This is a genomic window from Pseudomonas sp. H3_D04 (assembly GCF_054669175.1).
Map to the genome: position 1 here is coordinate 495,286 of NZ_CP162801.1, position 23,663 is coordinate 518,948.

A 23,663-nucleotide genomic window follows, 5' to 3' on the forward strand; every position below is an offset into this window, starting at 1 on the left:
GACTCATGAAAATCCCGGTTACCTGGCGCCGTACCTTGTTGGGTTTGGCGGCTGCAGGCGTCATTGGCCAATGCTCGGCGTTTTCTTTCGGCGCTGCTGAAGAGGCAGTCATTATCCCGCCGCCTGCCCTGGATGAAACCACCCAGGCCCACAGCGAAACCGCAGTCTTCGCCGGCGGTTGCTTCTGGGGCGTCCAAGGGGTGTTCCAGCATGTCAAAGGCGTGAAAAAAGCCGTCTCCGGTTACGCTGGCGGTGAAGCCAGCACCGCCCGGTATGAGCGTGTCAGCGACGGCGATACCGGTCATGCGGAATCGGTCGAAGTCACTTTCGATCCGTCGCAGGTCAGCTACGGCACCTTGCTGCAAATCTATTTCTCAGTGGCGCACAACCCCACCGAGTTGAACCGCCAGGGCCCCGACAGCGGCACGCAGTATCGGTCGGCAATTTTCCCGGCGAACACGGAACAGCAGCGCGTCGCCCAGGCCTACATTGCCCAGCTCGACGCCGCCCATTCGTTCACCAAACCCATTGTCACCAAGCTGGAAACCTACAACGGTTTCTACCCGGCGGAAGAGGAACATCAGGACTTTCTGACCGAGCACCCGACGTATCCATACATCGTGATCAACGACCTGCCGAAAGTCGCGCAGCTGAAGCAGCTGTACCCGGATCGGTATCAGGAGAAACCGGTGCTGGTGAAGGCGGGGATGTGAAGGGCGTTTTGGCTATCGACTGCGCGGGCGCTCCATCGCGATGCTCGACGGTTCAAAACCCAGGCGCGAGAAGAACTCCGAAGCGCCTTCACGGCCTGCGCGCAGAACCCAGGTGATGTCGGTGTTCTCGCCCATGACATGCTCGACCAGCGCCCGGCCAACGCCTTCACGTCGATGCTGTCCGGACACGACAACCATAGACAGATAACCGTTGGATAGGCTGTCGGTGATGCCACGGGCAAACCCGACGATCTGGGCATCTTTCACGGCAAGCGCGGTACGTTGGGAGCTGGCGATCAACTGCGCAAAATGTTCAGTTGATCCCAAGCGGTGGGCCCATCCGTTCTGCTCAAGAAACAGCCGCACGGATTCCGCTTCCGAGGGCAGTACATCGCGGACATGCAGGACGGCGCTCACCCGGAAATCACATTCTTGCCCGCCACTTTCGACCGATACAGCGCCTGATCGGCCCTGGCCAGAAGGCCGGTCTGTTGCTCTTCTTCAAAGCGCTGGACCACCCCGAAACTCATGGTCACATGGAACTCACCCACAGGCGGCATGCTTGAGAGGCCTTGGCGGATCTTTTCGGCGAAGGATCGGGCGTCGGCCAGCGAGGTATTGGGCAGGATGAGGATGAACTCGTCACCGCCCCAGCGTGCCAGTAGATCGCCGTAGCGCACGCAGCGGTTCACGGTCTTGACGAAATGCACCAATGCCGCGTCTCCCAGGGCATGGCCGTAGTGATCGTTGATGTTCTTGAAGTCATCAATGTCCATGGCGATCAATGACAGCGGCTGGCGAAAGCGCTGGGCACGCTCGCATTCCTGAGGCAGGGTTTTTTCCAGGCGATAGCGATTGGCGATCGATGTCAGCGCATCGGTTTCCGCCAGTTTGCGATTTTCTTCCAGTTGAATTTGCAGCTGCTGATTGACCCGTGACAACTCACGGGTGCGTTCTTCGACGATGGCTTCAAGGGATTGATTGCGCCGCTCCATCTCCTCGAAGAGGCGTTTCTTGTCTTCGATGCTGCGGTGCGCACCGACCATCCGCGCGACCGATCCGTCGGCATTGCGTGCCAGCACGTAGCCGCGATCTTCGATCCAGATATAACTGCCGTCCTGCTTGCGGCAGCGATACTCGGCTTGATAGCCCGCCGTGTGTTGATTCAGGTACGCATCAAACAACGCCATCACCCGCGGGTAATCGTCGGGGTGCATCACGTTTTCCCAGGTAAACACGGTGTTGTCCAGGGAGTGCGGAGCATAGCCGAGCATCACGTACCACCCGGGATTGCGGTAGACGAACCCGGTGTTGGCATTCCAGTCCCAAATGCCGTCACTGACCAGTTCCAGAATGGTGTGCAGCATGTCCTCGTTCAAATCCGACACATTGAATTTCAACGGCTCGATATTTGATGCCTCACCCATCACCGCTCTCCTTGCACTGATATCAAAGTGACCCGTCAGCCGGGAGATTAGTGCATGGTGTATTGCCCCGGCTAGTGTTTGGCCCACATCTGCATGGCGAAGTCGACGAAGCGACGCAATTTCGGCAAGCGGTAGCGATCCTGGGCGTACACCAGGTGCATCGGCCGGCTGGGCAGTCGATAGTCTTGCATCAGCGCGACCAGGTTTCCGCTCAGCAAATCCTGCTCGACCAGCGCATCGGGCAACATCACGATGCCCATCCCGGTTCGAGCAGCCTGGTGCAGCCCGGCCGAGCTGTTGATCAGCATCGGTCCTCTGACGGCCACCATGACTTCGCCTTCCGGCCCGCTCAGCCGCCATTGCTTTTCCACGGATTGCCAGTCATCGCCGACCGGGTAGGCAAAGGACAAGCAGTCGTGCTGTTGCAAGTCTTCGGGTTTTTCCGGTGTGCCCCGGCGTGCCAGATAAGACTTCGAGGCGCACATGGTCAGCGTGTAGTCGATGAGCGGGCGGGCGATCAGGTTGGACGGTTCGATTGCGCCCAGGCGAAACGCCACGTCGAGGCCGTTTTCGAGAAGGTCGGGCCGCCCGTTGGTGAGCACCACGTCCAGCTTGACTTGCGGGTAACGCAGGGTGAACTCGCTGAGTGCCGGCGCAAGCTTTTCAGTGCCGAAGGTCAACGGGGCCGTGATGCGCAAGGTCCCGCTCGGTGTGTCCTGACTTTGTTCGGCCAGCCGCTCGGAATCCTCCACCAATCCCAACACCTCCAGACAGCGCTGGTAATAGGCGGAGCCGAACTCCGTCAAACGCTGGCGCCGCGTCGTCCGATTCAACAAACGCACACCCAGACGTTGCTCCAGTGCGCGGAGGTGATTGCCGACCATGGTAGTGGACATTTCGCACTGCTGTGCGGCGGCCGTCATGCTCCCGGCTTCGACCACTTTGACGTAAACCGTCATTGCCTGGAATAAATCCATTATCAAGCTCAGCTTTAAGATGATTGAAGTGTTGCAGCGTTTATCCAGCTCAGGTGGCTAACCATACTGCAAAAACACCGACAATTGATGGAGCTTGATGTCATGACCGCCGCTTGCCTGATGACCACTTACCAACCCCTGGCCCTGAGTTTCAGCAAAGGCCTGGGCACTCGACTTTGGGATCAGGCGGGACGTGAGTATCTGGATGCGGTGGCGGGTGTGGCGGTGACCAATGTCGGCCACTCTCATCCCAAAATCGTGTCGGCGATCAGCGAGCAGGCCGGGCTGCTGTTGCATACCTCCAACCTCTACAGCATCGACTGGCAGCAGCGGTTGGCGCAGAAACTGACGCAGTTGTCGGGCATGGAGCGGGCGTTCTTCAACAATTCCGGTGCCGAAGCCAATGAAACCGCGTTGAAACTCGCACGGCTTTATGGCTGGCGTAAAGGTGTCGAGCAGCCGCTGGTGGTGGTGATGGAAAACGCCTTCCATGGCCGGACGCTGGGCACCTTATCCGCCAGCGACGGCCCGGCCGTGCGCCTGGGGTTCAACGAGTTGCCCGGCGACTTCGTCAAAGTGCCCTTCGGCGACCTCAGCGCGCTGGACAAAGTGCGGCAAGCCCATGGCACGCGCATCGTGGCGATTCTGATGGAACCGATTCAAGGTGAAAGCGGCGTCCAGCTGGCGCCCCCCGGCTACCTGAAAGCCGTGCGCGAACTGTGCAATCGGCGCGGCTGGCTGATGATGCTCGACGAAATCCAGACCGGCATCGGTCGTACCGGCCAGTGGTTCGCCTTCCAACACGAAGGCATCGTCCCGGACGTCATGACCCTGGCCAAGGGCCTCGGCAACGGTATCCCCATTGGCGCCTGCCTGGCCCGGGGCAAAGCCGCCGAGCTGTTCACCCCCGGCAGCCATGGCAGCACCTTCGGCGGTAATCCGCTGGCGTGTCGGGTCGGCTGCACGGTGTTGGACATCATCGAAGAACAAGGTCTGCTGGAAAACGCCAGGCTTCAGGGGGAACGCCTGCTGGCCAGACTGCGCGCCGAACTGGCCGACGACCCGAACGTCCTGGCGATTCGTGGCCAAGGCTTGATGATCGGCATCGAGCTCAAGCAACCGATCCGCGACCTGACCCTGATCGCGGCACGCGACCACGGCTTGCTGATCAACGTGACACGGGGCAAGACCATCCGCCTGCTGCCACCGCTGACGATTGATGAGCGGGAAGTGGAGATGATTGTCAGAGGGGTTTGTCGGGCGATGAGAACATCCTGAGATCGTGTTCAGTAGTGATATCTACACATCACGACGCGAATCTCACCTTCATCGACCTCGTAGACCAAACGATGCTCAGCAGTAATTCGACGTGACCAAAAGCCGCTCAAATTGTGTTTGAGCGGCTCAGGCTTTCCGAGCCCGTCGAATGGTTCACGCTGGATAGCTGTGATGAGCAGGTTGATTCGTTTGAGTCCGGCCTTGTCATTTTGTTGGAACCACAAATAGTCGTCCCAACCTTCGGGAGTGAACTCAATATTCATTCTTCGATGAGTTGCCTGGATTGGGTCTTCCCTGCACGCAAGTTGCTGATCGATTTGATCAGGCGCTCAGCATTGGCGGGGGAGCGCAGCAGATAGGCGGTCTCTTCGAGAGCGTTGTACTCCGCCAGAGACATCATCACTACGGGTTCGCCTTTCTGGCGAGTAACCAGCAACGGCACACGGTCTTCATTGACCCTATCCATGGTTTCGGCCAGATGGGCCCGTGCGGTGGTGTAGTTGATAGTTTGCATGTTGTAGTCCTCGCTCGATGCAAAGAACGTACAGAAATGAGTACAGGTTGACAAGGCGATACTTCCGAGTGGTCGTTACGCAGACGATGTGTCTACGCTTGCACTGAGTATCGCCGAAGCTTCTTCAAGACGTTTCCGAGACCGATGTAATCCTAATCCGATTTGCCCGCGATCCGATCTACGGACAAACACACCCGCTCCCCCAAACTCTCCACCAACCGAACCAGATACCCATCCGGGTCCTGAACCAGAAATTCACGTTGCCCGACCTCCACCGCATCAGCGCGATACCAGACATCGGCGCAGGGACGAAACAGCGGCCATTCGACATGCGCCAATCGCTTGAGTATCGGCTCGACAAAATCAACAGTGATCTGAAAGTTGATGCCCCGGCCAAACGGCGCTTCTAATGCTCCTGTCATCCACTGGCCTTCGTCTGGAGCGTATTGCTCCAGCATGATTTGCACGCCGTTGTTATCGAGGTAGGCGAAACCCGCTTCAGGGCGCTCGTAGGCAATCTTGAAACCGATTAGCGAGGTCCAGAAATGCAGGCTTTTCTTGATGTCGGTGACCATCAGTTCGGGGACTAACTTGCTCCGTGCAAACATACCAATCCTTTTTCAAACGCTGTGAGATGAGTCGGGAAGAGTGTTCACGAAGGCCGCGATTTCACTCCGATCCCTGAGTCTGATTTTTGAACCGCTGAACCCTTCGAACAGCTGCCGGTGTGCGGAAAACCCGCTGGAGTCTTTGCGAACACGATAACTGCCGGCCCATTCCAGCAACGCGATCAGCAATTCGTCGTTGTCCTGCCGGTTTTCTCGCTGACGAATATTCGCGACGCAGCTTTCGTCGTCAACACACAGCCAGACCAGCGCTGTTGCACGGTTGATCAGTTCGCTGACGATCCAGCCGTAAACACCCTCAATCACCCAGCGCTCTTCATCGGCCAGCACGCGCGCCATGCCCAATGCTTCGGAGCGAGAGCGGGCGATGCTGCTTTCATCCGACAGCCAGTGGACGCGGTCAAGATCAGTCCACGGCGCATGCAGGTGTTCGGCCAGTCGTTTAGCCAGCCAGCTTTTGCCCGCACCAGAGTTGCCGATGATCAGGGTTCGGGTGAGGTTCATGGTGGCTCACACGTTCAGTCGTCTGTGTCGGGCGCAATCATCCGCGTCTTCGGTGCACCGTTTGAGTTGTGCTGAAAGATTTCCTGCGGCTGTCCCTTTTCATTGAAGAACACTTGGCCGATCCCTGCCGAATTCCACAGCCGTTCACCCGCTTCGGCATGTTCAGGGATGTGCGGGATGATGCGCATGCGACGGCGTTTGGTCAGCCAATTGAGCGGCGAGCGCGGCGAGTAGAGCCAGCGGTTGAGGCGGTCGAACCATTCGAGCAGCGTGGGCGGGAATTCGTTTTTGATGCCGCTGCTGGTGATCTGCCAGATCCTCGGACCGGCCTGGCGGTGTCGGATCAGGACTTCGTAGACGAAGGAATAATGCACATCGCCCGACAGCACCACGTAGTTACCCGGTGTGCGCGAGTGTCGGAAAATGTTCAGGATCACCTGGGCCGCGCCGCGATGGGCCATCCAGTTTTCCGCGTCGACCAGCAGCGGATAACCGCACCAGCTGAAGACGCGTTGCACGGTTTCGATCAGTTTGACGCCGAAGATCGGCGCTGGCGAAACAATGATCGCCGACGGGTGATCGAGCAGTTCCTGTTGCAGTTCGCTGAGCGCTTCCCAGTCCAGCAGACCCGAGGGTTGCTTGAGATTCATCTCGCTGCGCCAGCGTCGGGTGCGGGTGTCGATGACAACCAGCGCCGGAGTGGTCGGCAGCACGTAATGCCAGTGTTGAAAGCCGAGCAGCTCATCGATCAGAGCGTCCTGGACGTCGCTGTCGAGATAATCGTCGTGCCCCGTGGCACTCAATAATCGGGCTTTTTCCAGCACGTCGCCGAACGCATCCGGGTTGTTGCCCCAGCCCTGGCACAGCATGTAGGCGAGCAGCGCGTTGCCGATGATGCGCTTGGAGAACGGATGGCCGTAGGCCGTTTCCTCCCATTGCGCGGACAGATTCCAGTCATCGGTAATGTCATGGTCGTCGAAAATCATCAGGCACGGCAGATGCGCCATGGCCCGCGCGACATCCCCCAGGCCCCCCTTGAAGTCATCGATACGCGTCTGTTCAAGGGCATAACGCTTGCGTCTTTCGGGCGTCAGCGCTGGCGGTTGTGGCGCGATCAGCGTCCAGGGAGTCGGCGACCAGACCAACAGGTACATGGCCATGACTTCAGCGAATGTCACCAGGTGATTGTCGGCGCTGCTGCTGGTGAAAATCGGCTTGCGCGCTCCGCCGAAAAATCGCTCGCGCAAGGTTTTGTTGCTCTCAAGCGCCGGCAACAAATCCGCACGATGGTAATAACTGGCAGGGTGTTCGTAGAGTTTGGCGCTGTCGCTGACCACCGCACCTTCGAGGCGTTCTTCGAACAGCCCCAGTTGAGTGATCAGCGCATGGATCGCCCGCAACATCGGACCGGCGACATCGTCGGCGTACACCTGATCGCCGCTCATCATCAGCAGGGCCGGGCGCTCCGTCGCGGCATGTTCTGTCGCCAGAAAACGATCGACGCACAGCAAACCGTCGGCTGCCGGGTGGTGAGGTTTACGGCAGGAACCGTGCATCAACTGATCGATGCGCGAACGCAAAACAAAATTCGGGCAACGGGCTTCGCCGTACAGCAGATGAGGCGCCCAGTCGGCAATACTGGTCGCCGCGTCATCTATCAGCAAGTCATAGTCGATCAGGGTGTCGCAGGGCAGGGCGGTCGCCAGTGGTACATCGATCAGGTGGACGAAGGCATGCTTGCCCACCGGAATGACCGTGCATTGCCCGGCATCGAGGCGAATGTCGCCGACACCTTGCAGGCGCAAGGTCAGCGACAATGCCCGGGTTCCTACCAGCCAGAGCACCAGACGCGTGGGCTCCAGACGCCGCAACAGCGGGCCGGCGAGGACCGGTGGCAGAGAGCGATAGCTGTCGGGGAATGGCGAAGACATGGACATGCAGGTTCAAGACTCTTGGTGCACAGAGCGCGCGATGATAGCGCAGGCAGCGCCCGGGATTATCTGATGGCTACTGGCTTGCTGCTGAAATTGTAAAGCCGAGCCGGGCAGTGCTCATTTGCCATCAATGATCACTGCGCATATCACAAACGTCAGGAATGCCGTCACCAGGCTGCAAGCTCCGGCTATCAAATGGCGCCCGACCGGATACTCATCCTGCTTGAACCTGGCGACTGTGAAGAGCCATGTTCCGAAGAAGACGCCAAAGGTCGCCATGATCGTATAGAGAAAGTAAGCGGGTCGTGTTTTTGTCTCATCGGGGCTCATGAACATCAGCACGATCGTCGCGACAATCAAACTGGCCAGAGCACCTGCCAGGTTGGCGAACCACAGATACAAGCTGCCACGGTTCCTCACTATCCAGAACCAGATCCCCGCTGACGCAGCCAAGAACACCAATATTGCGACGAGAACCATTCATTCTTCCTTGGTAACAATGGCGTCCATTGTTCTTTGAGGTGGGGCGATGGCGTGCACGATAGCAAATCAGTGGCGTGGTGTTGAAGTGAGACGGGCGATTCATCAAGGCAGCGAAAGGCTGTCCCCCCTCGTGACACTGGTTTCCCCGTTGGCCACCAGCCAGCGAAACAGCTCGCTCAGCGACACCGTATGACTGCGCTCGATCCAGCGCACCACCGCCGGGCCGTAGTGTTCGGTGTAGCGGCTGAGCACCAGTTGGCGGCAGTCCGGTGACAGGCGCAGGGTGATTTCCCGGCAGTGCACATTAACCGCGTCGTGCCGGGTCACTCGCTGTTGCAGCGTCAAATGATTGCTTTCAGAAACCATCGGTCGGTACTCCTTCGCATTGAGGTTGGGTTGTTTGCGCTGAGCCTTGTTTGCCATCCTCCACATAAGCGGCTCGATGCTCGGCGACCACGTTGCGCAAGGCGCTGTAGTAATCCGGCAATTTTTGCAGGCTGTCGGTCAGCGGTAATGCTTCGGCTCGACCATCGACGATGCCGCCGACCGTGTTGATCGTGGACAGCGTGTCCACGGTATCGCTGTTGCTGCCGAACGGATCGACCACAAAACTCAGCACTCGCCCGGCTGCATCGCGGCTGTTCGAGGTGCCGAACAAGGGCAGCTCGACGATCGGACCGTTGCCGATGCCCCACACGCCGAAGGTCTGGCCGAAATCTGCTTTGTGACGCGGGATGCCGGCCATGCCGGACACATCGATCAAGCCCACCACGCCCACGGTGGTATTGAGCGCGAAACGTCCCAACGTATTGACCGAGCGCATCGGGTTGCCTTGCAGCAGGTCGTTGATAAAGACCTTGGGCTCGCCAAAGTTCGCGACAAAGTTGTGCACACCGGTCTGGAAAAAGTCCGGCAAGTACCGATAGCCACGGGCGACCGGCGCCAGGGCATAGTCATCGGCCACCCGATTGAAGGCAAAGACACCGCGGTTGAACGGTTCCGCCGGGTCGTACACCGAATAGCTGATTTCGGCACACGTCACGGTGGCGGACGCCGGCGGTTGGCTGCTGCAACCCGCCAGCCCGGCGGCCAGCACGGCCATCGATGTGTTGCGGACCAGCCAGGGAGCACATTTGAAAGGCAACATGGACGCAAGTCTCGGGAGGAATTCGCCGAGATGCTGAGCCCCAGGCCTTGCACAAAGATGTCTGGTTTATTGCGGTGCTGACGCTTTATTGCAGGATTGAAATATATGACGCGCTGCCGGGAATGGTTTTAGATGGCGGCTCCATTCGCCCCTTAAGTGACCTTCGGTGAACAGCCTTTTAATTGTGGACGACGACCTTGAAGTCCTCGATCTGCTGAAAAAATTCTTCGTGCAGCACGGCTACAGCGTCGAGGTCGCCACCGACGGCGCGTCGCTGTGGGCGGCCATCGAGCGCCATCCGCCGGACCTGATCATTCTTGACGTGATGTTGCCGGGGGACAGCGGATTGATCCTGTGTCAGCAACTGCGGATTCGCTACGCCATGCCGGTGATCATGCTGACCGCCATGGGCGAACTCAGCGACCGGGTCGTCGGCCTCGAACTCGGCGCCGATGATTACCTGACCAAACCTTTCGACGCCCGCGAGCTGCTGGCCCGGGTGCGCGCCGTGCTGCGGCGCGTGGACGAACGCCGGCCGGTCGTGACGGAGCGCCCACGGCCGCTGATCGACTTCGCCGACTGGCACCTCGACGTCACCCGCCGTGAACTGCGCTCGCCGGACAACGTGATGATCCCGCTGTCGGCCGGTGAGTTCGACTTGCTGCTGGTCTTCGTCGAACACCCTCAACGCATCCTCACCCGCGAGCAGTTGCTGGACCTGGCGCGTGGGCATTGCCATGACGCGTTTGATCGCAGCATCGATGTGCAAGTCAGCCGCCTGCGACGCAAGCTCGAATCCGACACCAAACGCCCGGCGATGATTCGCACGGTGCGCAATGGCGGTTATCTGTTCACCCCCAGCGTGACCCGGCGATGAGCTGGTTGAAGCGGATTCGCCGGGACACGGTGGCGCGCTGGATCGCCTTGACCATCATTCTGGCGATGCTGATTTCATTGGCGCTCAACGGGCTGTTTATCCAACTGGCGGGTGTGTGGGCGCGCCCACCGCTGACCGAAACCGGGTTGCTGGACAAAATGGCCGCCATCACCCGCATCATCCAGGCCGCCCCGGCGCCGCTGCGCAGCCAACTGGCGCACGCCGTCAGCGATGAGGGCTTCATCGTCAGTTGGCACCTTGATCGACGTGAGCTCAATCTGCCGACGGTGGAGGACCTGGATTCCGAAATCGGCTCGACCATCCTGCATCCGTTGCTTAAGTTTGCCGCACGAATCCAGACCTACGAGCCGGCCGACTGGACGGAGCCCTCGGCGGACGCCCGTTATGCGCTGCTGATCCAGCTGCCGGACGCGACCTGGGTCATGTTCTCCGCCCCCTCGCGCAGCTGGGGCCTGGACGAAGCGCCGCGCTACCTGATCGTCATCCTGCTGGTGCTGATCTCCACCGCCCTGGTCGCGCTGATCGCCACCCGCCGCCTCGCCACACCTTTGCAACACTTCGCCGAAGGCGCCCGACGTTTCGGCGTGGACTTCCGCGCCCCGCCGATCGAACCGCTAGGCCCTCAGGAAATCCGCCAGGCGATCCTCGCGTTCAACGCCATGCAGGCCCAACTGCAACACTTCATTCGCGACCGCACCCAAATGCTCGCCGCCATCTCCCACGACCTGCGCGCGCCCTTGACGCGGATGCGTTTGCGCGGGGAATTCATCGAAGACAGCGAGCAACAGCAGCGGCTGTTTCGTGATGTGGATGAAATGCAGGCGATGATCAACTCGGCGCTGGAATTCTTCCGGGATGATGCGCGGCTTGAACCGGCGACCCAGTTCGATCTGGCCGAGTTGCTGCAAACGTTGCTGGATGATTACCGGGATCAGGGGGTTGAGATCGCCTACGTCGGGCCGACGCGGTGGGTGTATTTCGGGCGGCCGCTGGGGCTTAAGCGGGTGATGACCAATCTGCTGGATAACGCGATCAAGTACGGCAGTGAGCCGGCGATTGAGTTGATTGCTGATGCTGGGGAAGTGCGGATCAAAGTACTGGATCGCGGGCCGGGTATTCCGCAGGCCAGCCTTGAACAAGTGTTTGTGCCGTTCTTTCGCATGGAAGGATCGCGCAACAAGAGCACCGGCGGTGTGGGCTTGGGATTATCGGCGGCGCGGGCGATAGTGTTGGAACATGGCGGGGAATTGAAACTGCGGAATCGGTCGAAGGGCGGGTTGGAGGCGTTGGTGGTGTTGCCCGTTTAACCGGCCCAGGTGTCCATTTGAAAAACAGGGAATGACAGATGATTGATTTCAACAACAAAGGCTTCTTCAAACTCAAGCAAAACGACGAATACGCCGAACGCGTCACCGCGCTGCTACTGGACGGGGAACAGGTGATCGACTCCTACAAATCCATGCGAGATGGCGTGGTGTTTACCAACAAGCGGATCATCGCGGTCAACGTCCAGGGCCTTACCGGCAGCAAGAAAGACTTCACCTCGTTGCCGTACAAAAACATCGTGGCGTATTCGGTGGAAACGTCGGGGACGTTTGACCTGGATTCGGAGTTGGAGATTTATTTTTCGTCGCTGGGGAAGGTGAAGTTCGAGTTCACCGGGAAGACATCGATGGTGGAAATTTCGAAACTGATTTCCAAGCATTTGCTCTGAGCTGAGTGATCGAAGGCCCCGAAAAACTCGGGGCTCATCCCGGATGTCAGTCAGTTACACACCCCCCCCTGTAGGAGCGAGCCTGCTCGCGATAGCGCAGATCAGCCAACATCAAATGTCGATCAGCACTGGCTCGCATGATCGCTGTACATACCGTTTTCTTTTTCAGCGCCTTCATCATCCGGAAACCAAATGCGTCCACGCCAAATTGAGCGCAATCGAGCCGGTGACGAGACTGACTGCCCCAGCGAACAGATGGCGCAGGAACAGGTTTTCCGGCTGTTGAAGCCTTGCGATGAGCCACATCCATGTTCCGACTAACGTGCCAAGCGCGGCCATGATCGAGAACAACATATAGGGAGCGTTCGGTGGGGCATCCCCGTTGGCGACGCGAGTCAGGTACTCCACGATCATTGCGACGATACAGCCACCTACGAAGCCCGCGAGATTGGCAAGCCACACATTCATGGTGCCGCGAGCGCGCACCACCCAAACCCACATTCCCGCCCACGCAGCGTAAATAACCAGCCAGTCGAACAGCATTATTTATTCCATCCCTTGGTGACCTGCCCAGGAAACGATCCACTGTGTTGGAGGGGGATGCAGTGGCTGCCGCGTTGTTCGCCCGCCAAGCACTGAGCATTGAAAGCCCCGAAAGCCCCGAAAGCTCGGGGTTTATTCAACCCGGGTTAGTGTTTTTGATGCACTTCATACTGGATGCTGTAGCCGTCGCCTAAATCGATCTTTTTAGACTCTGCAGTAGCCGTCAAAGGGATTTTTGCGGTGAGCTTATTTGTTTTTATGTCGGGGCGAATAGTGATGCATTGGGACTTGCTAATTTTGCCGATTTCTTCGCTTTTGTCGATCACGGTCGAACTTTCAATGATAATGGAAAGCTCGTTTTCTTTTGATAGTCCATCTATGGTAGTTCCATCAAATACAGGTGTGGAACGCAGGATTTTTTTATTCTCTTCGCAAACAAGTTCTACGTAATTACGCGTCTGACCTTCTTTTGAATAGTACGGAGCGTTAGAGTCAATCCGGTCTGAAGTTGTTCGCTTCGGTGTGATGAGTTTAAGGTCAACAACATAGCTTGGCGCGCTATGCGCTTGGCTTGCGAGAAGTACACCGGCGAGCAGAAGATACTTTTTCATTGTTTTCATCCTTGACGTGATTGAACTGAAACTGGCAGTTTGGTTTTTTATAGGTGCGATTTTTAAAATGTCTACAAGTTTATTTTGGTGAGGATGGAACCGGGTATCCCAGTTTTTCCTCAATCAGTTTGTAGACTGACTCATGGGTGCTGTAATTGATAACACCTGTTTTGCATGAGTCTTTGAGGAAGGATTTTACTGTTCCCTTGTTCGTGCCGTAGTGGCTGGAAACGTAGTCGTCCTCAAACTCTTGTACGCAATTGAAAAATTTGTCGTCCCTTGCTTTGTTGCGAGCCATTGTTAGTCCTTTATGTGGTTTTTTAACGAAGTGCGTGGATCAGTGGCGACTATTTTGAGATTCGTGCCTGTCGAGAAATCTAGCAGAGGCAGTACGGAGGGCGCAATTGAAATAATGTCCTATGGCCATTACGTCCGAAGCGGGCGCGGATTCTGGTGACCACGACGGCCCACGCAGGAAAAACGGCTTAACCCACATTTCGTCACTCACTGAATATCCAGGGCGTTCGACGCTGTACTTGGGTGAAGCGCGCCACGCTCGAGTAATCGACTTTGATTTCCAATCATTTGCTGTGAGCTGAGTGATCGAAGGCGCCGAAAAACCCGTGGTTCATCCCGGATGTCAGTCAGTTCACAAAACCCCTGTAGGAGCGAGCCTGCTCGCGATGGCGTCAGTACATTCAGCATTGTTGCTGACTGATCTGACGCCATCGCGAGCAGGCTCACTCCTACAGGTTTTTCGGTCGATCTTGAGCTTGTGTGAACCTAAGCCTCCCACCCCGCACCACTGACCGCCGCCTGCGCCAACGGATGCAAATCCGCCCCGTGATGTTCTGTCTGCCAGGCCAGCAATTCCTTGCGCATGCCCGGCGTCCAGTACATCTGCAGGTGATTACGCACACCGAGCACGGCCGCTTGCTGGTCCGGTTCGGTGGCGAAGTACAGGGCGATCTGGTTGACCATCTTGATCAGGTTCTCCGTACTCATCGGCGCACCTCCGCTTTGGCGCCACGGGCATGCCGGCGTTCCTTGAGCAGACGGTCCTGTTCATCACTGAAGGCCTGATAGCGTTTTTGCCACTCGGAAGGGTGGTAGACGCGGCTGACTTCCACGGCCGTGACCTTGTACTCCGGACAGTTGGTAGCCCAGTCGGAGTTGTCGGTGGTGATGACGTTGGCCCCCGATTCCGGGAAGTGGAACGTCGTGTACACCACGCCCGGCGCGACCCGCTCGGTGACCCGCGCACGCAGTACGGTCTGACCGGCGCGGCTGCCGATGCCGACCCAGTCGCCTTCGTTGATGCCTCGGCTCTCGGCGTCGGTCGGGTGGATTTCCAGGCGGTCTTCATCGTGCCAGGCGACGTTTTCGGTTCGCCGTGTCTGAGCGCCGACGTTGTACTGACTGAGGATGCGCCCGGTGGTCAGCAGCAGCGGATAACGATTGTTGACCTTCTCCTCGGTGGGCACATACCCGGTGAGCATGAAGCGCCCTTTGCCGCGCACGAACTGATCGATGTGCATGGTCGGCGTGCCGTCCGGCGCCTCGGCGTTGCACGGCCATTGCAGGCTGCCGTGGCTGTCGAGTGCGGCGTAACTGACGTTGGTGAACGTCGGCGTCAGGCTGGCGATTTCATCCATGATTTGCGACGGATGCGTGTAGTTCATCGGGTAGCCCAAGGCGTTGGCCAGCGCCACTGTGCCTTCCCAGTCAGCCTTGCCGCCCAGCGGTTCCATGACCTTGCGGACCCGCGAGATACGCCGCTCGGCGTTGGTGAAGGTGCCGTCCTTTTCCAGGAACGAGCTGCCCGGCAGGAACACGTGAGCGAACCTGGCGGTTTCGTTGAGGAAAATGTCCTGCACCACGATGCATTCCATGGCCGACAGGGCTGCGGTGACGTGCTGGGTGTTCGGGTCGCTCTGGGCGATGTCTTCGCCTTGGCAATACAGGCCTTTGAAACTGCCGGCCAGCGCCGACTCGAACATATTCGGGATACGCAGGCCCGGGTCGGGTTGCAAGGTGACGTTCCAGGCCTGTTCGAACTGCGCCCGTACCACTTCGTTGGAGATGTGCCGGTAACCGGGCAATTCGTGGGGGAACGAACCCATGTCGCAGGAGCCCTGGACGTTGTTCTGCCCACGCAGCGGGTTCACGCCCACGCCTTCGCGGCCGATGTTGCCGGTGGCCATGGCGAGGTTGGCGATGCCCATGACCGCAGTGCTGCCCTGGCTGTGTTCGGTGATGCCCAGGCCGTAGTAGATCGCCGCATTGCCGGCACCGGCATACAGGCGAGCGGCGGCGCGGATATCGGCAGCGGCGACGCCGCAGATCGGGCCGAGGACTTCCGGCGAGTGTTCCGCACGGCTGACGAACTCGCTCCAGCGAGCGAAATCGCTGCCCTCGCAACGGGCGTCGATAAACGCCTGATCGAGCAAACCTTCGGTGACGATGACGTGGGCCAACGCATTGAGCATGGCGACGTTAGTGCCCGGGCGCAGGGCCAGGTGCAGTTCGGCGCGGGCATGCACCGCGTCCACCAGGTCAATGCGCCGTGGGTCGATGACGATCAGGCGTGCGCCTTCACGCAGGCGGCGTTTGAGTTGGGAGGCGAACACCGGGTGGGCGTCGCTGGGGTTGGCGCCCATCACCAGGATCACGTCGGCCTGCATCACCGAGTCGAAACTCTGGGTGCCGGCGGATTCGCCCAAGGTTTGTTTCAGCCCATAACCGGTCGGCGAGTGGCAGACCCGCGCACAGGTGTCGACGTTGTTGTTGCCGAACGCAGCGCGCACCAGTTTCTGCACCAGATAGGTTTCTTCGTTGGTGCAGCGGCTGGAGGTGATGCCACCAATGGAATCGCGGCCGTACTTTTGCTGCAACCGACGGAATTCGCTGGCGGCGTAAGTCACCGCTTCATCCCAGCTGACTTCCTGCCACGGGTCGTTGATGTGTTTGCGGATCATCGGTTTGGTGATGCGATCCGGGTGGGTAGCGTAGCCCCAGGCGAAGCGCCCTTTGACGCACGAGTGGCCATGGTTGGCCTGGCCGTTCTTGTCCGGAACCATGCGCACCAACTGGTCGCCTTTCATCTCGGCGCGGAACGAGCAGCCCACGCCGCAATAGGCGCAGGTGGTGATCACGCTGTGCTCCGGCTGACCCAGTTCGACCACGCTTTTTTCCATCAGCGTCGCCGTAGGGCAAGCCTGCACACAAGCGCCGCAGGACACGCATTCGGAGTCGAGGAAGTTATCGCCACCGGCCGCCGCCACCCGTGATTCAAAACCGCGTCCGGTAATCGTCAGGGCAAAGGTGCCCTGGGTTTCTTCGCAGGCACGCACGCAGCGGTTGCAGACGATGCACTTGCTCGGGTCGTAATCGAAGTAAGGGTTGGACGTGTCCTTCACGTCGGCCAGATGGTTGTCACCTTCATAGCCGTAACGCACTTCCCGCAGGCCAACCTGACCGGCGACGGTTTGCAGCTCGCAGTTGCCGTTGGCCGAGCAGGTCAGGCAGTCCAGCGGGTGATCGGAGATGTACAACTCCATGACATTGCGACGCAGGGTCGCGAGCTTCGGCGTCTGGGTGTGCACGGTCATGCCTTCGGTGACCGGCGTGGTGCAAGACGCGGGATAGCCGCGCATGCCGTCGATCTCCACCAGGCACATGCGGCAGGAGCCGAAGGCTTCGAGGCTGTCAGTGGCACACAGTTTCGGAATGGTCGTGCCCATCAACGCGGCGGCGCGCATCACCGAAGTGCCTTCGGGCACGCTGATGCTGCGCCCGTCGATGCTCAGGGTTATCTGCACGTCGCTGTCGCGGGCCGGGGTGCCCAGATCAATATCGGTTTTCGGGTCGAAGAGGGTAATCATTGGTCGGCCTCCGAAGATTGCAGACCGAAGTCGGCGGGGAAGTACTTGAGGGCGCTGACCACCGGAAAGGGGGCCATGCCGCCCAAGGCGCACAGCGAACCGTATTGCATCGTGTCGCACAGGTCCTTGAGGATGATGACCTGCTCATCGCGACCACTTTGGTCCGGCGCGGCCAACAGGCGGTCGATCACCTCCACGCCGCGGGTCGAGCCGATGCGGCAGGGCGTGCATTTGCCGCAGGATTCCTCGGCGCAGAACTGCAAGGCGAAACGCGCCATTTGCGCCATGTCCAGGCTGTCGTCCGCGACCACCACACCACCGTGACCGAGCATCGCGCCGATACCGGCGAAGGCTTCGTAATCCAGCGGCGTGTCGAATTGCGACGGCGGCACCCAGGCGCCGAGCGGGCCGCCGACCTGTGCGGCTTTCAGCGGTCGACCACTGGCGGTGCCACCGCCGTAGTCTTCCACCAGTTCGCGCAGCGTCAGGCCAAAGGCCCGTTCTACCAGGCCACCGTGAAGAATATTGCCCGCCAACTGGAAGGGCATCGTGCCTAGGGAACGGCCCATGCCGTAATCGCGATAGAACTGCGCACCCTTGGCCAGAATCAGCGGCACCGAGGCCAGGGTCAGCACGTTGTGCACCAGCGTCGGCAGGCCGAACAGGCCCTTCAACGCGGGAATCGGCGGCTTGGCGCGAACGACCCCGCGTTTGCCTTCGAGCGAATCCAGCAACGCGGTTTCCTCACCGCAGATGTAAGCGCCGGCCCCGACACGCACTTCCATATCAAAAGCCAAGCCGCTGCCGCCGACATTGGCCCCGAGGTAACCGTTGGACCGGGCAATCTCCAGCGCCTCGTTCAGCGTGGTGATGGCCTGTGGGTATTCCGAGCGCACATAGATGTAGCCGTAGCTGGCGCCGACGGTGATGCCGGCAATGGCCATGCCTTCGATCAGCAGGAAGGGATCGCCTTCCATCAACATGCGGTCGGCGAATGTGCCGGAGTCGCCTTCGTCGGCGTTGCACACAATGTATTTCTGCACAGCCTGGGTGGCGCGTACCGTGCGCCATTTGATCCCGGCGGGGAACGCTGCGCCGCCACGGCCACGCAGGCCTGAATCGAACACTTCCGTTGCGGTTTGATCACCGCCAACGGTCACGGCTCTCGTTAAACCTTCGAAACCGCCGTGGGCCCGGTAATCGTCCAGCGACAACGGCCGGGTGATGCCGGCGCGAGCGAACAACAGGCGTTGTTGAGATTTCAGATAGGGCAATTCTTCCACCAGGCCCAAGGCCAGTGGGTGCGAGGACGGGTCGCCTTGCAGCGCATCGAGCACCGACGGCACATCGCTAGCGGTCAGCGGGCCGAAGCCGATACGGCCTTGCGGGGTGTCCACTTCCAGCAAGGGTTCCAGCCAATACAGGCCGCGAGAGCTGGTGCGTTGCAGGTCCTGACCGGCAAGGGCAGACGCCACCGCATCGGCACCCACGGCACGGGCAAGAGAATCACAGGGTAGATAGAGGCTCATGCGTCCTCCCGGCAAGCGTCGAGCAAAGCATCGAGACGCTCGGCACTGAGCCGCGCATGCACCTGACCATCCAGCTCCAGCGCCGGCGAACAGGCGCAGGCACCGAGGCAATACACCGGACGCAAACTGATGCTGCCGTCGGCGCTGCTGCCGTGATCATCCAGTTGCAGGCGATCACGCAACTGCGCGGCGAGCTGCTCGGCGCCACGACTCTTGCACGACTCAGCCCGGCACAACCGCAGGATATGCCGGGCCGGCGGCGCGGTACGGAAGTCATGGTAAAAGCTGATCACCCCGCGAACCTCGGCCTGACTCTGGTTGAGCGCGTGGGCAATCTCGGGGATGGCGGCATCGGGGATGTAACCGATACCGGCCTGAATCTCATGAAGGATGGGCAACAGTGCACCCGCAGAGCCTTTGTGGCGCTCCAGCACGCTGTTGACCATAGGCAATTGCAACATCTCATCAGGCATACAGCATTCCTCACGGTCACGGACAAACCAGGTGGTTGTCGGTCGTCCGAAAGTGTCGGCTGCGGCATTCACACCACGTCACGGTATCGTGGCATTGTCAGGCCGTTGGCCAGGGCACCCTGAGCGGGCATCTTGTTGTGCCCGATACGGTCTTCGCCGCACCTCTATTGGGCATAAAGGGCAGCTTGCCACGCTGCTATTGATCGAACTGCACCAAAGCGACGTGTTCGGTTCTGCCTACGACTCTCCAGTAAGTCTAGAAGAGCACAAAGCCAAGCGTTTGCTTACCGAATATCTTTCAGATACGCCTTGAGTACGATGAGCGGGCGATCCACCTCGCTTGTGCCAAGCTGAAGGGTGTTGAAGCGCCGAGCATTCGATTGCCGGTCAGGCAAACCCCCAAAGGGCCCATAACATGAACATCGCTCATGCAGCACACGTCCGTCGAGAATTCTATAAAGCCGTCAGGTTCTACTTTCACGTTGTCTGGCCGATTTTTTCCATCCTGCTGTTTTTGATCGTGCTGTTCGGTCTGATCATCAGCTATCTGGAAGGATGGGGTCCTTTTGACGGTATCTACTTCGCGTTCGTGACCGGCCTGACCATCGGTTATGGCGATCTCGTCCCGAAACTGGCCGTCTCACGGGTGCTGGCGATTTTGCTGGGGTTTAACGGGGTGCTGATGACGGCAATATTTGCGGCGATCAGCATTCGGGCGATTGAAAATGCGGTGCGGGCGACAGACCACCTGGAGTAGGGGACGTGGCGGCGTAGTGGGAAATGCGCTATGAAGCCCTGCTCGCGATGTTCATTTGAAAACAGGGAAAGACTGATGATTGATTTCAACAACAAAGGATTCTTCAAGCTCAAGCAAAACGACGAATACGCCGCACGCGTTTCCGACCTTTTGATCGACGGCGAGCACGTCATCGACGCTTATAAGTCCATGCGCGACGGCGTGGTGTTCACCAACAAACGCATCATCGCCGTCAACGTCCAGGGTCTCACCGGCAGCAAAAAAGACTTCACCTCATTACCCTACAAAAACATCGTGGCGTACTCGGTGGAAACCTCTGGCACGTTCGACCTGGACTCCGAACTGGAGGTTTATTTCTCGTCGTTGGGAAAAGTGAAATTCGAATTCACCGGCAGGACATCCATGGTCGAAATCTCAAAACTGATCTCCCAGCACTTGCTCTAACCCCAAAACGAAAAAGCCCCGAAACCTCGGGGCCCCAACTGACTAAACACACATCCAAAGTGGGAGCGAGCCTGCTCGCGAAAGCGCCAGACCAGCCACCATCAACGCTTAAAGCTAGCCACTACCTCCAGCCTTAGCCCCCACCCGCTTAGGTGTCGGCACAAACCAGTTTTTCATGCGACGTCGACGTTGGCATAGTCATCAGGCTCCGCCAGCATCAATCCCAATCGCGCCCGATCCTCTGGTGCTGGCTCAGTCCGGCATTACGTGCGGGCCTTCTTGTTTCTGGAACATGGAAATTGGCTTAACCGCCCCTTGTGGGAGCGAGCCTGCTCGCGAAAAACTCAAGGCAACCACCATTCCCGCTGAATGCCCCACCCCGCGACCAAACCCGCCCCTACATGCGTTACGCCTGACGTCTAAAAACCAGAAGCTACTCTTCAACCTCCGCTGCCTGCTTCGACATCGGCGCAACCTTCCGATCCCGCGTCAGCACCTTCACCGCATCATCAACCACCGCCTTACTCATCGCCGTCAAATAATGCGCAGCCCAGGCATGGCGGTCGGTGTCTGTTGCGTAGGCGACATCTTCATTCAGCTTCTTGGCGAGGAAGAGAAAGTCAGAAGCCATGGCTAATGCATCGCCGAGGGGAACGCCGCGAGTGACGTGGAAAAGCGGTTGGTCTGCGCAGTAAATGGCAGGGGTTAGGCCGATGGTTTTCAGCTCGGATTGATCGGTCATTGGCCACCTCCATTGAGGGAGAGGCGGTGGGAGAGGGTGGATGGTGGGGCGATACGCAACTGGGAGTCGCGTTGAGGGAAAAGCCAGATTTTGTACGTATCCATACAGCGCATTGTGAAGCTCCTTAATTTTTAAGAGCCGCCACAATTCGTTACCAAGCGAATGGGTGGCAGCTGTGCGCAGGTTGGTAAACCGGGAAATCAAGGAAACCGGCACGTCCGAAGACGTCCCACGCACAGCCGCCATAACGCAGATCGCAGGCGAAAAAAAAGCGCCTGCGAACGCATAGCACTGTTGCGCAGTGATTTACCTCGGGTTACCAAGCCCGGCCGCTGAATTGGCAGCGACGGTGGGAGGGTATCGTGCAGGTCATTTTCCTGCAACCTCCGAGAGCGGTGGGTGATTATGTGGTCAATCACTGTGGATATTCTGGTGATGAGGGCTCGGTGGTGGGCAGGGAAGTAAAGGCGTACTTGCGTCATGAAACGCGCTGAAACAGTTCAATACCATCTGTCTGTAGGTTACATATTTGCGCTTCGGGTCGTTGCGGATTTACCTCATAATCCGCGCTTCTGCCGTCGGTAGCTCTGCTTCTCTACTAATCTGTAGTCGCTGCAACCCGACCTTAAACAGCCAAGGAGAAAGGCAATGCCAGATAACCGGACCCCGCGTCATTCGGCTGCATCTGCAAAGGATGCTCTCGAGCGTTTGCTGGCCCCATCTGATTTGCCTGCGACCCTATGAGCCAAGCCGCCTTAGTCAATCCAAGCCTGCTCACATGGTCTCGTGAGCGCGCAGGTCTCTCCACTGCGCAGGTTGCTAAAAAGCTGCCAGTGAAACCTGATCGAGTAGAGGAATGGGAGGCTGGCGAGACCAAACCAACATTCCTTCAGGCTCAAAAGTGGGCGAGTCTCGCTCACATCCCTTTTGGCTTCTTGTTTCTTCCGCGCCCGCCTGTCGAACAACTGCCTTTACCTGATCTTCGGACCGTCGGTGGTATTGCGCCTCAACGTCCCAGCCTGGAATTGTTGGACACTGTCAGGGACTCCATGCGTAAGCAGGACTGGTACCTGGAGTATCTGCAATATCAGGAGCATCAGCCGCTGGCATTCGTCGGTCGCTTCAACAGCCAATCTCGAGTCGCAGAGGTGGTGGACGATATTCGCCGGACGCTCGGCGTGAACCCTGACGCTGCTCGATTGGATTACGACAAATACAGCCGTGCCTTGATAGAAGCTGCAGAAGCGGCTGGCATTTTGGTTATGCGCAGTGGCATTGCGCTAGGAAATACTCATCGCAAACTTGAAGTCAGCGAGTTCCGGGGTTTTGCCATCAGTAATACCTACGCCCCCGTGGTATTCGTCAACAGTTCCGACGCTCCCACCGCCAGACTGTTCACCTTACTTCACGAACTGGCCCATATCTGGATTGGTAGCAGTGGAGTGTCTGACGGAAATACCGCCAATGGTCGAGATGAGGAGCGATTCTGCAATGCAGTTGCAGGTGAGTTTCTGGCTCCCGAAGCGCAATTTCGTGCCCTGTGGAACCCTGATGTTAACTGGGAAGACAATTTAGCTCCGCTAGCCACTCGGTTTCACATCAGTAGATTGGCGATCGGTCGCCGCGCATTGGATCTTGGATATATAAGCCAAGCTCATTACAGCGCTTACTATCTAAAGATCTTCAAGGCTTTCCAGGATGAAAAAGGTGGAGCGGGTGACTATTACCGTAACGCCACCGCGAAAAACAGCCCTCGCCTAAGCAAGGCAGTGCTGACTGAAGCAATGAGTGGCCGGATGCTGCTGCGCGAGGCGGGACACTTGCTCGGCGTGCAACCTGCCAAGTTAAGGACGCTTGCCAGTAAGATCACGGAATGAATTATTTACTAGACGCTAATACACTGATCGAAGCAAAAAATCGATATTACGGGATGACTATCTGTCCTGGGTTTTGGCAATGGTTATTGCTGAAAAATGAAGCGTTAGCTTTATCTAGCATCGCCCCCGTAATGGATGAGTTGACCAAAGGGAATGACGAACTCGCTGATTGGGCGAAGGAGAACGCTGGTTTCTTCCACAACACCACCGATGACTCTACGCAAGAAGCATTCGCTCAAGTGGCAGGGCTTGTGGCTGATCAGGCGCCGAGAATGAAGATAGGTGCCATGGAAGAGTTCTTAGCGGGTGCGGACCCTTGGCTAATTGCAAAGGCTTTGACGACAGGTGCGACGTTAGTAACTCACGAAAGGCTGAATCGCGACGCAAGACGAAAATTCATCATTCCTAATATTTGCGAGCAGCTTAACGTCTCTTTTTTGAATACGTTTGAGTTGCTGCACAAGCTTGAAGCCAGGTTTGTGCTGCTTGTTTAAATGAAATTCGAACTGAAATGCCAAGCGATTCAGCGCTAATGTGAATTGCCTGTTACTCAAAAGTGACTTCCAAACATTTTGCCTGGCTATAGCG

General features: G+C 58.3%; 27 protein-coding genes. 9 read left to right on the forward strand and 18 right to left on the reverse strand.

Annotated features, from left to right (window positions below; translation table 11 throughout):
• Positions 1-5: 5 nt before the first annotated feature.
• Entirely contained in the window at positions 6-713 is a 708-nt protein-coding gene (msrA, locus tag AB4N91_RS02430; protein WP_077749367.1) for a peptide-methionine (S)-S-oxide reductase MsrA, read from the forward strand.
• 12 nt (positions 714-725) lie between these two features.
• Here the strand turns inward: msrA and AB4N91_RS02435 are convergent, their stop codons facing one another.
• The 3 genes from AB4N91_RS02435 to AB4N91_RS02445 all read right to left on the reverse strand — a co-directional run bounded on the left by AB4N91_RS02435 (position 726) and on the right by AB4N91_RS02445 (position 3,117).
• Positions 726-1,130 carry a GNAT family N-acetyltransferase gene (locus AB4N91_RS02435; RefSeq protein WP_172791617.1) on the reverse strand — a complete coding sequence of 135 codons (405 nt, stop codon included), beginning with the start codon at positions 1,128-1,130 and terminating at the stop codon, positions 726-728.
• Positions 1,127-2,140 carry a sensor domain-containing diguanylate cyclase gene (locus tag AB4N91_RS02440; RefSeq protein WP_460112088.1) on the reverse strand — a complete coding sequence of 338 codons (1,014 nt, stop codon included), beginning with the start codon at positions 2,138-2,140 and terminating at the stop codon, positions 1,127-1,129. Before AB4N91_RS02440 ends, AB4N91_RS02435 begins: the two co-directional genes overlap by 4 nt.
• Positions 2,141-2,211: 71 nt before the next feature.
• Positions 2,212-3,117 (reverse strand): LysR family transcriptional regulator, encoded by a 906-nt coding sequence (locus AB4N91_RS02445; RefSeq protein WP_077749364.1) that lies wholly within the window; start codon positions 3,115-3,117, stop codon positions 2,212-2,214.
• A 102-nt stretch (positions 3,118-3,219) separates the two neighbouring features.
• Between AB4N91_RS02445 and AB4N91_RS02450 the strand changes: the two genes are divergently transcribed.
• Positions 3,220-4,395 (forward strand): acetylornithine/succinylornithine family transaminase, encoded by a 1,176-nt coding sequence (locus AB4N91_RS02450; protein WP_460112089.1) that lies wholly within the window; start codon positions 3,220-3,222, stop codon positions 4,393-4,395.
• An 8-nt stretch (positions 4,396-4,403) separates the two neighbouring features.
• Here AB4N91_RS02450 and AB4N91_RS02455 read toward each other — a convergent pair whose 3' ends face one another.
• From AB4N91_RS02455 to AB4N91_RS02490, 8 genes are all read right to left on the reverse strand, one after another.
• Positions 4,404-4,658: a Txe/YoeB family addiction module toxin gene (locus AB4N91_RS02455; protein WP_077749362.1), complete on the reverse strand. Its 255-nt coding sequence runs from the start codon at positions 4,656-4,658 to the stop codon at positions 4,404-4,406.
• Positions 4,655-4,909 carry a type II toxin-antitoxin system prevent-host-death family antitoxin gene (locus AB4N91_RS02460; RefSeq protein WP_154912463.1) on the reverse strand — a complete coding sequence of 85 codons (255 nt, stop codon included), beginning with the start codon at positions 4,907-4,909 and terminating at the stop codon, positions 4,655-4,657. Before AB4N91_RS02460 ends, AB4N91_RS02455 begins: the two co-directional genes overlap by 4 nt.
• A gap of 152 nt (positions 4,910-5,061) precedes the next feature.
• Positions 5,062-5,517: a bleomycin resistance protein gene (locus tag AB4N91_RS02465; RefSeq protein WP_154912464.1), complete on the reverse strand. Its 456-nt coding sequence runs from the start codon at positions 5,515-5,517 to the stop codon at positions 5,062-5,064.
• A gap of 12 nt (positions 5,518-5,529) precedes the next feature.
• Positions 5,530-6,039: a P-loop NTPase family protein gene (locus tag AB4N91_RS02470; RefSeq protein ID WP_154912465.1), complete on the reverse strand. Its 510-nt coding sequence runs from the start codon at positions 6,037-6,039 to the stop codon at positions 5,530-5,532.
• A 14-nt stretch (positions 6,040-6,053) separates the two neighbouring features.
• Positions 6,054-7,976 carry an alkaline phosphatase D family protein gene (locus tag AB4N91_RS02475; protein ID WP_460112090.1) on the reverse strand — a complete coding sequence of 641 codons (1,923 nt, stop codon included), beginning with the start codon at positions 7,974-7,976 and terminating at the stop codon, positions 6,054-6,056.
• Positions 7,977-8,090: 114 nt separating this feature from the next.
• Positions 8,091-8,453 carry a hypothetical protein gene (locus AB4N91_RS02480; RefSeq protein WP_010458015.1) on the reverse strand — a complete coding sequence of 121 codons (363 nt, stop codon included), beginning with the start codon at positions 8,451-8,453 and terminating at the stop codon, positions 8,091-8,093.
• Positions 8,454-8,558: 105 nt separating this feature from the next.
• Positions 8,559-8,822 carry a hypothetical protein gene (locus AB4N91_RS02485; RefSeq protein WP_010458013.1) on the reverse strand — a complete coding sequence of 88 codons (264 nt, stop codon included), beginning with the start codon at positions 8,820-8,822 and terminating at the stop codon, positions 8,559-8,561.
• Complete coding sequence (locus AB4N91_RS02490; protein ID WP_010458011.1) at positions 8,812-9,603, reverse strand: MlaA family lipoprotein; 792 nt, start codon at positions 9,601-9,603, stop codon at positions 8,812-8,814. Before AB4N91_RS02490 ends, AB4N91_RS02485 begins: the two co-directional genes overlap by 11 nt.
• 166 nt (positions 9,604-9,769) lie before the next feature.
• On the opposite strand from AB4N91_RS02490, the gene AB4N91_RS02495 reads away from it, so the two are divergent.
• The 3 genes from AB4N91_RS02495 to AB4N91_RS02505 are packed head-to-tail and all read left to right on the forward strand — an operon-like array spanning position 9,770 to position 12,215.
• A complete protein-coding gene (locus AB4N91_RS02495; RefSeq protein WP_460112091.1) occupies positions 9,770-10,480 on the forward strand; it encodes a response regulator in 711 nt (236 codons plus the stop codon).
• A complete protein-coding gene (locus AB4N91_RS02500) occupies positions 10,477-11,808 on the forward strand; it encodes an ATP-binding protein (protein ID WP_282411008.1) in 1,332 nt (443 codons plus the stop codon). Before AB4N91_RS02495 ends, AB4N91_RS02500 begins: the two co-directional genes overlap by 4 nt.
• 38 nt (positions 11,809-11,846) lie before the next feature.
• Positions 11,847-12,215 (forward strand): PH domain-containing protein, encoded by a 369-nt coding sequence (locus AB4N91_RS02505; protein ID WP_083375797.1) that lies wholly within the window; start codon positions 11,847-11,849, stop codon positions 12,213-12,215.
• Positions 12,216-12,392: 177 nt separating this feature from the next.
• Here the strand turns inward: AB4N91_RS02505 and AB4N91_RS02510 are convergent, their stop codons facing one another.
• The 6 genes from AB4N91_RS02510 to AB4N91_RS02535 form a co-directional block, all read right to left on the reverse strand.
• On the reverse strand, positions 12,393-12,758 hold the full coding sequence (locus AB4N91_RS02510) for a hypothetical protein (protein WP_010458003.1): 366 nt from the start codon (positions 12,756-12,758) through the stop codon (positions 12,393-12,395).
• 146 nt (positions 12,759-12,904) lie between these two features.
• The gene (locus AB4N91_RS02515; RefSeq protein ID WP_460112092.1) at positions 12,905-13,369 is read right to left on the reverse strand and encodes a hypothetical protein; all 465 of its coding nucleotides are present in this window, start codon (positions 13,367-13,369) and stop codon (positions 12,905-12,907) included.
• A gap of 783 nt (positions 13,370-14,152) precedes the next feature.
• Complete coding sequence (locus AB4N91_RS02520) at positions 14,153-14,374, reverse strand: formate dehydrogenase subunit delta (protein ID WP_010457997.1); 222 nt, start codon at positions 14,372-14,374, stop codon at positions 14,153-14,155.
• The gene (fdhF, locus tag AB4N91_RS02525) at positions 14,371-17,253 is read right to left on the reverse strand and encodes a formate dehydrogenase subunit alpha (RefSeq protein ID WP_102593560.1); all 2,883 of its coding nucleotides are present in this window, start codon (positions 17,251-17,253) and stop codon (positions 14,371-14,373) included. The genes AB4N91_RS02520 and fdhF overlap by 4 nt, the downstream gene beginning before the upstream one ends.
• Entirely contained in the window at positions 17,250-18,782 is a 1,533-nt protein-coding gene (locus tag AB4N91_RS02530; protein ID WP_460112093.1) for a formate dehydrogenase beta subunit, read from the reverse strand. Before AB4N91_RS02530 ends, fdhF begins: the two co-directional genes overlap by 4 nt.
• Positions 18,779-19,255 carry a formate dehydrogenase subunit gamma gene (locus AB4N91_RS02535; protein ID WP_010457990.1) on the reverse strand — a complete coding sequence of 159 codons (477 nt, stop codon included), beginning with the start codon at positions 19,253-19,255 and terminating at the stop codon, positions 18,779-18,781. Before AB4N91_RS02535 ends, AB4N91_RS02530 begins: the two co-directional genes overlap by 4 nt.
• Positions 19,256-19,670: 415 nt before the next feature.
• On the opposite strand from AB4N91_RS02535, the gene AB4N91_RS02540 reads away from it, so the two are divergent.
• Both AB4N91_RS02540 and AB4N91_RS02545 read left to right on the forward strand, forming a co-directional pair.
• Positions 19,671-20,012 carry a potassium channel family protein gene (locus tag AB4N91_RS02540; protein ID WP_083375801.1) on the forward strand — a complete coding sequence of 114 codons (342 nt, stop codon included), beginning with the start codon at positions 19,671-19,673 and terminating at the stop codon, positions 20,010-20,012.
• A gap of 75 nt (positions 20,013-20,087) precedes the next feature.
• Entirely contained in the window at positions 20,088-20,456 is a 369-nt protein-coding gene (locus AB4N91_RS02545; protein WP_010457986.1) for a PH domain-containing protein, read from the forward strand.
• 433 nt (positions 20,457-20,889) lie between these two features.
• Here AB4N91_RS02545 and AB4N91_RS02550 read toward each other — a convergent pair whose 3' ends face one another.
• A complete protein-coding gene (locus AB4N91_RS02550; protein ID WP_460112094.1) occupies positions 20,890-21,198 on the reverse strand; it encodes a DUF3077 domain-containing protein in 309 nt (102 codons plus the stop codon).
• Positions 21,199-21,938: 740 nt separating this feature from the next.
• On the opposite strand from AB4N91_RS02550, the gene AB4N91_RS02555 reads away from it, so the two are divergent.
• Both AB4N91_RS02555 and AB4N91_RS02560 read left to right on the forward strand, forming a co-directional pair.
• A complete protein-coding gene (locus AB4N91_RS02555; protein WP_077749349.1) occupies positions 21,939-23,075 on the forward strand; it encodes an XRE family transcriptional regulator in 1,137 nt (378 codons plus the stop codon).
• Positions 23,072-23,569, forward strand: a complete 498-nt coding sequence (locus AB4N91_RS02560; RefSeq protein WP_077749348.1) for a DUF4411 family protein — start codon at positions 23,072-23,074, stop codon at positions 23,567-23,569. The genes AB4N91_RS02555 and AB4N91_RS02560 overlap by 4 nt, the downstream gene beginning before the upstream one ends.
• The last annotated feature ends 94 nt before the right edge of the window (positions 23,570-23,663 follow it).